The sequence below is a fragment of the Allobosea sp. P1_A7 genome, assembly GCF_056406775.1.
In genome coordinates this window covers 18,316-27,154 of record NZ_JBFTZN010000062.1, presented here as the reverse complement: position 1 = coordinate 27,154, position 8,839 = coordinate 18,316, and the positions used below count along the sequence as shown (strand labels likewise).

General features: G+C 68.1%; 9 protein-coding genes and 1 pseudogene. 1 reads left to right on the top strand and 9 read right to left on the bottom strand.

From position 1 onward, the window contains the following. Positions 1-62: 62 nt before the first annotated feature. Positions 63-197 (top strand): annotated as a pseudogene (locus AC1D34_RS13235) (MFS transporter); the annotation flags it as partial. A 44-nt stretch (positions 198-241) separates the two neighbouring features. Here the strand turns inward: AC1D34_RS13235 and AC1D34_RS13230 are convergent. The 9 genes from AC1D34_RS13230 to AC1D34_RS13190 form a co-directional block, all read right to left on the bottom strand. Further along, a complete protein-coding gene (locus AC1D34_RS13230; protein ID WP_441493784.1) occupies positions 242-517 on the bottom strand; it encodes a hypothetical protein in 276 nt (91 codons plus the stop codon). An 82-nt stretch (positions 518-599) separates the two neighbouring features. After that, a complete protein-coding gene (locus AC1D34_RS13225) occupies positions 600-806 on the bottom strand; it encodes a hypothetical protein (protein WP_441493785.1) in 207 nt (68 codons plus the stop codon). A 214-nt stretch (positions 807-1,020) separates the two neighbouring features. Then, on the bottom strand, positions 1,021-1,275 hold the full coding sequence (locus AC1D34_RS13220; protein ID WP_441493786.1) for a hypothetical protein: 255 nt from the start codon (positions 1,273-1,275) through the stop codon (positions 1,021-1,023). 74 nt (positions 1,276-1,349) lie between these two features. Next, the gene (locus AC1D34_RS13215; RefSeq protein WP_476824447.1) at positions 1,350-2,765 is read right to left on the bottom strand and encodes an ATP-binding cassette domain-containing protein; all 1,416 of its coding nucleotides are present in this window, start codon (positions 2,763-2,765) and stop codon (positions 1,350-1,352) included. After that, positions 2,660-4,075, bottom strand: a complete 1,416-nt coding sequence (locus tag AC1D34_RS13210) for a hypothetical protein (protein ID WP_476824446.1) — start codon at positions 4,073-4,075, stop codon at positions 2,660-2,662. Before AC1D34_RS13210 ends, AC1D34_RS13215 begins: the two co-directional genes overlap by 106 nt. Then, positions 4,065-6,245 carry an NHLP family bacteriocin export ABC transporter peptidase/permease/ATPase subunit gene (locus tag AC1D34_RS13205; protein WP_476824445.1) on the bottom strand — a complete coding sequence of 727 codons (2,181 nt, stop codon included), beginning with the start codon at positions 6,243-6,245 and terminating at the stop codon, positions 4,065-4,067. The genes AC1D34_RS13210 and AC1D34_RS13205 overlap by 11 nt, the downstream gene beginning before the upstream one ends. After that, entirely contained in the window at positions 6,242-7,492 is a 1,251-nt protein-coding gene (locus AC1D34_RS13200; protein ID WP_476824444.1) for an NHLP bacteriocin system secretion protein, read from the bottom strand. Before AC1D34_RS13200 ends, AC1D34_RS13205 begins: the two co-directional genes overlap by 4 nt. Positions 7,493-7,619: 127 nt before the next feature. Beyond that, positions 7,620-8,075: a hypothetical protein gene (locus AC1D34_RS13195; protein ID WP_476824443.1), complete on the bottom strand. Its 456-nt coding sequence runs from the start codon at positions 8,073-8,075 to the stop codon at positions 7,620-7,622. Between the two features lie 86 nt (positions 8,076-8,161). Next, the gene (locus tag AC1D34_RS13190; protein WP_476824442.1) at positions 8,162-8,680 is read right to left on the bottom strand and encodes a hypothetical protein; all 519 of its coding nucleotides are present in this window, start codon (positions 8,678-8,680) and stop codon (positions 8,162-8,164) included. Positions 8,681-8,839 lie beyond the last annotated feature (159 nt).

Genomic DNA, 8,839 nt, shown 5'->3' with positions numbered 1-8,839 from the left:
ATGCCTATGATCGGCTCGCCCCCGCTCCATAACGGGGGGCCGGTTTACCTTCGGCCCCGCGCAGGGTGGGCGATATCGCCGATCGAAAGGATCTCGCCGCGGCCGTTACGCTGACATCCGTCGGGTTCAATCCTGTGCGCAGCGTGGGGCCGGCCCTCGGGGGCATCCTTCTCGCGTGCTTCGGCCCCTCTGCGGCCGATACGTCCCGACAAGGGCGCACCTGCTGCCAGGCAATGATCGTCTACTTCATCAGGTTCCTGATACCACCGATGGCTTCGTTGACGCCGGTGCCGACCTCGTTCTTGAGGCCGTTCAAGGTACCATAGATGATACCAAGAAAGGCGCCGCCAGCGGCAGCCATATGATTGTCGGCGTCCGTTCCGAATTTGTGGCCAGCCAGAGCACTGCTCTCGATCGAGTGCCCAAGCCGCGCCAAGCCATCCACCACGTTGTAGCCGCCGTTGACGTCTTCCAGCGAGGCATCGTTCAGCGGAGCGTTATTGGGCTCTGTGCTCATCGGTCTGCTCCTTCTCGGGCCGGGCCCGTCATTGCGTTGAGAAAGGCGTATCGAGGTCTGCTTACGCCGCGTGTTCCCAGGATCACTTGTGCTTATTTGATCTTTCTTGGAGCGAATCCAGCGTGGCCTTGAACGGTTCAAAGAGTTTTCCGAACACCTTTCCCCAGCTGTCGATCGGATGCAGAATTGATAGATTCATTTTCTCTGCTCCCGTGACAGTCTCCAATTCGTCATCGGAGAGTTTCATGTCTCTGCGATCTTCGCCGGTTTCAAGCTTTTCGTTGCCCATTGTCTTCTCCGTCGAGCTGTGGCTGCCTTGAGCCACGTGGGGTGGGATGTGCCAGACACCGCAGCAGCTCCCGCACGGTCATGACGCGGAGGCTTCAAATCACGGCGCCGAGCCAGGCCGGAACGCGGGCATCCTGCAGCGGGCTATCCGCGCGGCCTGATCTGATCAGGTTGATTCAATCTGATCGGATCAGGCTCCAAATTATTGATAGGGTTCAGGTTCTGCGGATGGCCGGGGCTTCGCAATTGCCGGCACGATCCCAGCGGATATAGCCGCCATTGCCGTCCGGGCGGACGGAGCTTCTGTTTTCGGTCGGCTTGAAGAAGCCATGGGCGTCTCCGGGCACGGTCGTCACCCACATGGAAGCCTTGCCGCTATGGTCCCAATGCCCACCGGTTCCTGCGCCATGCACGTCGTCGAGCTCGGCCTCGTCGAGCTTGCGGTTGCTGCTGTCGATCTTGCTGTTCATGCTGGGTCCCTCTGCGCTCGGATCGTTGGCGATGGTTCTGAACATTCCATAGTCATGTTCGGCGGATGTCTGGTTCACGCGACCTGCCTGAGCGCCAGTTGGGCGAACAGTCCGCCCCGCTCCAGAAGCTCGCGATAGCTTCCTTCCTCGGCGACCCGCCCTCCCTGCAGCACATAGATGCGGTCGGCGTGCTGGATGGTCGACAGGCGGTGCGCGATGACGACGCGGGTGGCGTCGAGCCATTCCAGCCCTTGGGAGACAATCTGCTGGGTCCGGTTGTCCAGCGCGCTGGTCGCTTCGTCGAAGAGCAGGATCCGCGGCCGGCGCACCACCGCGCGGGCGATCAGCAGGCGCTGCCGCTGGCCGCCCGAGAGCAGCGTGGCGTCTTCGCCAACGAAGGTGTGCATGCGCATCGGCATGGCCCGGATGTCGGCGTCCAGCCCTGCGAGGCGCGCCGCCTCCCAGGCATCCGCCTCTTTCAGCGCGGCGCCGTTGAGGATGTTGTCCAGGATGGTGCCGCTCGTGGCGCGGCTGGACTGGAGCACGACGCCCATCTGCCGGCGCAGCGCACGCAGATCGAGGCTGCTCAACTCCTGGTCGTCGAAGAACACCGAGCCGCTCTCCGGCGTCTCGAAACCGAGCAGGATGCGTAGCAGCGTCGACTTGCCGGAACCGGAGGCGCCGACGATGCCGACGAATTCGCCGGGCCTGACCCTGATCGACACGCCGTCGAGAACGGCGGGGCCGTCGGCGCGGTAGCGAAACACCACATCGTTGACCTCGATCCCGCCGCGCAGATCGTGCAGGGCGCCGCGCCGGCCCATGTTTTCGGGCGAGGCCGCGAGCAGCGGCGCGGCACGGCCATAGAGCGGCTTCAGGGACAACAGGGCGGGCAGCGCGCTTCCCAGCGACAGGGTCGCCGCCATGAACTGGCCATAGGCGGCGTTGAAGGCGACGAAGCGGCCGATGCCGATCTCGATCCCGCCGAGGCCGACGATCCCGATCAGCAGGGCAGCCGAGGCGATGCCGAAAGCCGTTCCGAAAGCGGAGAAGCCGGATGAAAGCGCGCCCTGGCGGAAGCCGAGGGCCCGCCGCGCGATGAAGAGCGGCGACCAGCGGGCGAAGGCCCGCGCCTCGGCGCCCGCGACCTTCAGCTTCGCGATGCCCTGGATCAGTTGCAGCGCCAGGGCCTGCAGCCGGCCTTCGGTTTCAAGAGCTCGCTGCTTCCAGGCGAGCATCCGCAGATTGACCCCCACCATCACGACGAGCTGGACGATGACGAGGCCGATCGCGACGAGGGCGAGGCGCCATTCGTAATAGAGAATCAGGGCGAGGCTGGAGACCGAGAAGACCGCCGAGAGCAGGGAGCTGACCGCCGTCCCGCTCACCGCGTCGCGCATCTGGTTGATCGCCGCGGCCCGCAAGGCGAGATCGCCCGCGGCGTGGTGCCGGAAGAAACCGGCCGGCAAGCGCAGGAGCCGGTCCCACACCGCTCGAACAGGATCTCGGTCGCCATCGGCGTCACGAGGCCGAGCAGACTCCCGGCCAGCCCGATGATCAGGATGGCCATCAGGGCGGGCCAGGCGAGCGGCGCGGCGAAGCGCAGCAGCCCGCTTCCGTCGATCGCCGTGTCGGGGAGGCGGCGCTGGAGCACGTAGCCGTAGTCGGCGACGGCAGCCGCCGTCCCCGCATCGACGGGCCGGTCCCGGCCCGCCTCGCGGATGCGGTAGCCGCCGCGCCAACCCGTTCCGGCGATCAGCGCGACCGGGCTGCCGTCCTCGCGCCGGAACCCGACGATCGATTGCCCGCCCCGGCGCCACCAGCCTGGCTCCAGTCGGATGCGGCGTGTCCGCACGCCGGCCCAGGCGGCGAGGTCGGCGATCTGCCGCTCGATCGGCAGGCCGTCATCCTCGCCTGCCTCGGGCGACGGCGTGGAGGGCATGCTGACCGCCGCGGCCTCGGCGACGGTGCGTAAAGCCGACGCGAGCGAAGCGTCGTGCAGCACGCCGCCGGCGGCAGGAGCCAGAAGCGGCGCGACGCTCGCGGCCAGGACGGCGCGGTCGCGGACAACCTTGCCGGCGATGCGGGCGACCTCGTCGTCGTCCCGGTTCGCTTCCGCGAAGGCGAGCGCGCGGGTTATCCGCTCGTGATGTCCGAGCAGGGCGCGCGCGAGGCCGCCTTCCGCGGCCAAGGCCGCGCTCGTGCGGCAGCCGATCGCGGTGCTGCGTTCAGCGACGATTCCACCCGATGTCACCGGGACCGCGGGCATTCCGGGGAGAACCGGGCCGGCGCCCCGCAGATCGGTCAGAAGGGCTGCGTCGCTGGCTGCGGCCCAGAGCAGCCCCTGCGCCGGCCGCGCGACGCAACCCGGTTCGAGCCTGCCTTCTCCATCGACGAGGAGGACGGGGGTCCCCGTCAAGGGCTCGCCTGCAGCGCGGGCCGTGCGCTCGACCCAGCTCTCTGCCGCTTCGATCGCGGCGGCCTCGCCGGCATCGAGGCTGGCCAGGAAGGGCTCGATCGGGAAGGCCGACAGCCGCGACCCCGGCGCGGGGAAGGCAAGGAGCCGCGCTTCCGCCGGAATCGGCGATACGGCTGCTGTCAGGGAAAGCGGCAGGGCGATGTCGTGGGGACCGAGAGTCGCCAGGCGCCGGCGCCGTCCCGCCCGGCCGGGCCAGTCGAGATAGAGATCGGCCGAGCCGGCATCGACCCGCAGGCCGGCGACCGAGAGGGGCACGGCTCCGCTATGATCGACGGCCGTCGTGCCGGAGGCGGCGATCAGGTGAGGAGCTTCATGCAGCACGGATCAGTTCCCCATAGGTGCCCGGCTGGTGGTAGAGCGCCTCATGCGATCCGCGCTGGACGATCCGGCCGCGGTCGAGCACGAGAATCTCGTCGCAATCGCGGATGGCGCTGAGGCGGTGGGTGACCAGGATGATGGTGCAGCCGCGGCGTCGCAGATTGTCGAGGATCGCCGCTTCGGTCGCTGCATCGAGGGCGGAGGTCGCCTCGTCGAGCACGAGGATGCTCGGTTCCCCCACCAGCGCCCGGGCGATCTCCAGACGCTGGGCCTGGCCGCCCGACCAGTTGCTGCCGCCCTCGCTGACCGGGGCATCGTAGCCGCCGGGGCGCGCCGCGATGGTGTCGTGCAGCCCGGCATCGCGCGCGGCCTCGACGATCGTCCGCTCGCTCACCCGCGGGTCCCAGAGTGTCAGGTTCTCGCGAACGGTGCCCTCCATCAGGACGACGGACTGCTCGACATAGGCGATCGAGGCGGCGCGGACGCCCGGCAAAATCCGGTCGGCCGGCTGCCCGTCGAAGGCGATCTCGCCCGCCCAGTGATCGGCCAACCCGACTATCAGCCGCGCGATCGTGGATTTGCCACTGCCGGAGGGGCCGACCAGGGCGATGCGCGCGCCCGGCGCGACGGTCAGCGAAAAGCCTTCAACCAGCGGCGGATCGAGCGGGTTGTAGCCATAGGCGAGATCGGTGATCTCGACCGCTCCGGAGAGGCGGCGCGGCGCAGTCTCGGCCACTTCCGCAAACTTCGGATCCAGGCGGCGGTCGAGCGGATAGCGCAGCACGTCGTCGACGCGCTCCATCGCCACCCGCAATTCGCGCATGCCCGAGGCTACGCCGACGAGCCCGCTCACCTGCGATAGGAAGCTCGACAGCACGGTCTGGAACGCCGCGAGCGTCCCGATCGTGATCAGCCCCTCCATGACGCGCCAGCCGCCGACGCCGAGGATCGCGGCCATCGTCAGCGCGCCGAGCGCGCGCGGGATCAGATCGAGGAGCTGGAGCGGCAATTGCGAGCGGTGCACCGCATTCATGGTGCGCGCCTGCGCATTGGCCCAGCGATTCAGGAAATCGTCCTCGGAGGCCGTCGCCTTCAAGGTCTCGATCGACTGGATGCCGCTGATGGAAAGGCTGCCGAGCGCCGCATGCTCGCGCATGACGGTGCGGGCGGCATCCTCCTGTCGCCGCGCGACGAGACGGGCAAACACCGCGTTGAAGAGAGCGAGCGCCATCCCGATGCCGGCCAGCACCGGATCATAGACCGCCATGAGGGCGCCGTAGAACAGGGCCGCGAGCCCGGTCACCAGCATGGCCGAAACCTGGCTGCCGATCAGGTCGCAGGCCCGCTCCGTCGTCGCGAGCCGGCTCGCGATGTCGCCCGCATAGCGCTGGGCGAAGAAGCTCGGCGAGAGCCGCAGCAGGTGCCATGTCAGCTTCAGGCCCAGCGACACGCCGAGCTTCCATTGCAGGCGCGCGAGGAAATAGCCTTGCAGCCAGCTCAGCAGCMCGCCGAGAAGGGCCGCACAGGCGAGGCCGAGCAGCAGCGGCCGCATCCAGTCCGTCAGATGGCGGACGAGGATGTCGTCGACGAAGACCTTCGTCGCCGCCGGAACGAAGATGCCGGGCAGGAGGGCGGCGATGCCCGCCAGAACCAGGAAAACGACGGCCCCGCGCGAGGGCGCCAGCTGCTCGCGCACCGCGCCCCAGACATTCGTCCGCGCGCCTGAAGGCTGGAAATCGGGCCCCGGCGCCATCGTCAGCATCACGCCGGTGAAGGCGCGGTCGAATTCCTCATGCGTGACCGTGCGCGGGCCACTGGCGGGATCGTTGAGATAGACGACCTTGCGGCCGACCCCCTCCAGCACGACGAAATGGTTGAACTCCCAGAACAGGATCGCCGGCAGCGGCTTGCCGGCGAGCTTGTCCGGCTCGGTGCGCCAGCCCTCGGCCACCAGGCCGTAGCGCCGCGCCGCCTGCGCCAGGTTCTTCGCCTTACTGCCGTCGCGCGAGACGCCGCAGGCGACGCGCAGCTCCTCGAGCGGGACCCATTTGCCGTGATGGGCCAGGACCATGGCGAGACAGGCGGCGCCGCATTCGACGGCCTCCATCTGCAAGATGGTCGGGACCCGCTTGCGGCCGGTCTGCGGGAAGCGCACGGGAGGCACCTTGCTCATAGGCCGACGAACCGGCGCAGCGCCGGAATGAACAGGCTGATCGGCCGGCCCGACTTCACGGTCACCTGGCCTTCCACAAGAGTGGTCGAGGCGAGTTCGATCTGCTCGCTGCGCTTGGAGGTCCAGGCGTAGCTGTCAGGGCCGCCGGAACCGGGATTGATCCGCACGACGAGCTGGAGCGGCGGCCCGGCCTTGGTGAAGAGGCGGGCGAGATCGGGGTTGCCGAGGCGATGGGTCAGCGCCGCCTCATTCTCCGGACTGTCGTCGACCTGGATGACCGTGCCGATCAGCGAGCCGTATTCCTCCTTCTTGGYGGTGGAGGGCGAAAGGCGCACCTCCATGCCRAGCTTGACCTCCTTGCCGCTGTCGGCCGGCACGTAGAGCAGGGCGTCGAGCCGGGGGCCGCCCTGTTCGATCACCATCAGCTTCTGGCCGGCGCTGACCAGTGCATGGTCGCCGGCCTCGTTGGTGGTGATGGTGCCGTCGGAACGGGCCACGATGGTGGTCGCCAGGTTCTCGCTGAGATGGCTCTGGGCGCGCTGCCCCTCGGCGTCGCGCAACTGGCGATCGAGCGCCGCGCGCTCCTGGTCGGTCTGGTGGCGCAGGGTCTGGAGCGAGGCGTCGAGCGATAACAGCTCCGTTCGCGCCCGGGAGATCGATTCGCGCGCGGCGAACAGCCTCTCGCGGGTTTCGATGATCCGGTCGGAGGGCATCAACCCCTTGGACAAGAGGGATTCGCGCTGACCGAGCAAGGTGTTGAGCGCGTCCACCCGGGATGCTCCGAGATCGATCGTCTCCTGCAGGGCCTCGCGCTTGCGCTGGCCCGCGATCGTCTCCTTGAGGATGCGGTCCTCGATCTGCGCAGCGAGCGCTGCGCGCTGCGCCGTGAGCTGGGTGACGCGGCTATCGACATCGACGAGGCGGGCGGCGTCCTCGGGCGCGCTGAGCCGGGCGATCAGATCGCCCTTCTTCACCTTGTCGCCGCGCTGACGATAGCTGTCGAGCCAGCCTGCCTTGGGAGCATAGACGCTGACGAAAGCGCCTCCCGCCGGGACGAGCAGGCCCTTGCCGCTGACGGTGGTGCGATAGCTGCCGAGGATCGACCAGCCGAGGCAGCCGGTCACGATCACCAGCGCCGTGCCCAGCGCCGCCCAGCCATGCGGAGAGGTGACGCGCACCATTTCGTCGAGCCGGTCGGGGCCCGCGAGATTGTCGAGCGCTTCCTTGCGGTAGAGGGCCGCGGTCATGTCGCATCGTCTCGGAACGAGGGATCGTGCGGCCGCCGTCGCGACGACGGCGCGGCCGGATGGGGAAGGGGAAGGGGCAGCGTTCCGCACGCCGTCGGAACGCAGCCCCCTCGATCAGCCTTGCGGCTCAGCTGTTTTCGATGATGTGGCCGCCGGCGGCGCCGATGCCCGCGCCGACCGCGCCGGCGGCGAGCGCGCCGACGCCGACCGTGGCCGCGGCGGTGCCGCTCAGGCCGGCGATCGCCGCGGCCGCGCCGGCCCGGCTCGCGCCCCCGGGGAACGGGGCGGCCATGACGCAGCCGACTGCGAGCGTCAGCGAGGCGGCGGCGCCGATGCCGCCGATCGTGGCGCCGATGGCTGCCAGGCTGATGCCGCCATTGATGTCCTCGAGCAATTCGTCGCTCATCGGGCCGCGGCCGGACGAGGCCTCGAGCAGCGCGCCGGCCTTGGCGTAGACCTGCTCGGCTTCCTCGGCGGAAAGCGCATGGCCGTGCTCGGCGGCGAAGGAGCGCAGGCTCTCGGGACCGGTCACGGTCAAGGCGAACTGCTTCAGCTTGGCCTCGTCCTGCAGCGCGGCGGCCATGTAGCTTCCGAAGGACGGATGTTCCTGTGAGGTGCTCATCTTTGTTTCCTGTATCGGCTGGATCGGGGGAGAGGTGGCGCTTCGCCTCAGCCCGTGATCTTGTCGTGGATCAGTTGGGAGGCTCCGCCCGCCAGCGCGCCGGTGACAGCTCCGGAAAAAGCCGTTCCAGCTCCGCCCACGACGGCCGTGCCGACGAGCGCCACGGTGCCGGCGACCGTTCCCAGCGCGATGCTGACGGGCGCGGTGGCGACGGCGATGGCGACACCGGCGACAGCGCCGGCAATCCCGCAGATCGTGCCGCCGACCGCCGCCCAGCTCACGCCGCCATTCACGGTGCCCAGCACAGCGTCATCCAGACGAACCTCGCCGCCGGCTGCCGCAGTCTGGGTCACGACGAAATCCTGTGCGGCTTCGAACACCGTCCGCGCTTCGCTCTCGCTGATATCCACGCCCCGCGCCGCGGCATAGCCGACCAGCGCTTGCGGGGTGTCGACCTCGCTGTTGAACCGGGCCGATTCGGCCGCGTCRCCATGGGTGCTGATGATCATGTTCTGGAAGGACTTCAGCCGAATCTCGTCGGTGAATCCGTAATTTTGGCTATGCATGTGAATCTCCCGCGTCACTCTGATGGAATGATATTCGGTTGTCGGAGCGGGTTTGTGGAGTAAATTACTTTAACAAATGTTAATTAATCTCGCATCGCGATGAATTTATACGCCGATATACGGATTACCGATATTTATATATTTAATTGAACTTAGAAA

Bases quoted from the DNA above. Each gene is read 5' to 3' on its own strand.
- AC1D34_RS13230 (WP_441493784.1), bottom strand. From the start codon at position 517: ATGAGCACAGAGCCCAATAACGCTCCGCTGAACGATGCCTCGCTGGAA.
- AC1D34_RS13195 (WP_476824443.1), bottom strand. From the start codon at position 8,075: ATGGCCGCCGCGCTGCAGGACGAGGCCAAGCTGAAGCAGTTCGCCTTG.
- AC1D34_RS13225 (WP_441493785.1), bottom strand. From the start codon at position 806: ATGGGCAACGAAAAGCTTGAAACCGGCGAAGATCGCAGAGACATGAAA.
- AC1D34_RS13220 (WP_441493786.1), bottom strand. From the start codon at position 1,275: ATGAACAGCAAGATCGACAGCAGCAACCGCAAGCTCGACGAGGCCGAG.